The organism is Paracoccus sp. C2R09 (assembly GCF_018860625.1).
Lineage (GTDB): Bacteria > Pseudomonadota > Alphaproteobacteria > Rhodobacterales > Rhodobacteraceae > Paracoccus.
The window spans coordinates 1-1321 of the sequence record NZ_JAHKQB010000033.1 but is presented as its reverse complement, the minus strand read 5'-3'; the positions used below and the strand labels follow the sequence as shown (position 1 = coordinate 1321).

Annotated in this window: 1 protein-coding gene and 1 other annotated feature; the gene reads left to right on the top strand. The window is 62.1% G+C overall.

What is annotated here, in order from left to right; genetic code table 11:
* Positions 1–53: 53 nt before the first annotated feature.
* A protein-coding gene (locus KO490_RS14995) for an IS3 family transposase (RefSeq protein ID WP_216020241.1) occupies positions 54–1282 on the top strand; the annotation gives its coding sequence in 2 pieces (ribosomal slippage) (positions 54–342 and positions 342–1282; 1230 coding nt in all).
* Positions 335–451, top strand: a sequence feature (AL1L pseudoknot). It overlaps the preceding gene by 117 nt.
* Positions 1283–1321: the final 39 nt, after the last annotated feature.

Here is a 1321-nt window from a genome sequence, read left to right as displayed (position 1 = left end):
TGAACCGCTCCGGGTTTGCCGGAGGCTCCAACTCCTGAGTAGGATGGAGCATCATGAGCAAGACGACGAACAAATTTTCCCCCGAAGTGCGTGAGCGTGCGGTGCGCTTGGTCCTCGACAATGAGGGCCAACATGGATCGCGCTGGCAGGCCGTCATGTCGATTTCCGCGAAGATCGGCTGTGCGCCCCAGACCTTGAACGAGTGGATCAAGAAGGCCGAGGTCGACAGCGGCAAGCGGGCTGGCATCCCGACCGACATGACCGAGAAGATGAAGGCGCTGGAACGGGAGAACCGGGAGCTGCGTCAGGCAAACGAGATCCTGCGCAAGGCGAGCGCATATTTTGCGATGGCGGAGCTCGACCGCCGGTCGAAGTGATGGTCGGCTTTATCGACGATCAGCGTGAGGCGCACGGGGTCGAGCCGATCTGCAGGGTTCTGCCGATCGCCCCATCCACCTACTACGATCACCTGGCGAAGCGGGCCGATCCGGCCCGGTTGTCGGATCATGCCCGGCGCGACGCAGTCCTGCGGCCCGAGATCGAGCGCGTCTTCGAGGAGAACTGGAGGGTCTACGGCGTGCGCAAGGTCTGGCGTCAGCTGGATCGGGAAGGCTTCGATGTCGCCCGTTGCACAGTCGCCAGGCTGATGAAGGACATGGGTATTCAAGGCATCATCCGCGGCAAGCCGCACAGAACGACGGTGCCGGATAAAAAGGCCCCATGCCCTTTGGACAAGGTGAACCGGCAGTTCCGCGTGCCGGCGCCGAACATGCTCTGGGTCAGTGATTTCACTTACGTCGCCACTTGGAGGGGGTTCGTCTATGTCGCTTTCGTCATCGATGCCTACGCGCGCCGCATCGTTGGCTGGCGGGCGAGCCAAACAGCGCACGCAGGCTTCGTTCTCGATGCCCTCGAACAGGCTGTCCACGATCGCCGCCCAGTCAAGGGCGCGGGGCTCGTCCACCATTCCGACCGAGGGTCGCAATACCTGTCGATCAAATACACTGAGAGGCTCGGCGAGGCCGGCATCGAACCTTCCGTCGGCAGCGTCGGCGATAGCTACGACAACGCCTTGGCGGAGACAATCAATGGCCTGTTCAAGGCCGAGGTCATCCACCGTCGCGGTCCTTGGCGCAACTTCGAGGCCGTCGAATATGCCGCCCTCGAATGGGTCGACTGGTTCAACAACCGTCGCCTGCTCGAGCCGATCGGGAACATCCCGCCGGCAGAAGCAGAGGCAAACTTCTACGCCACTATGGAAACAGAAGCCGTGGCCGCGTAACTAACCGAAATCAGCCTCCGGCAAACCCGGCGCGGTTCA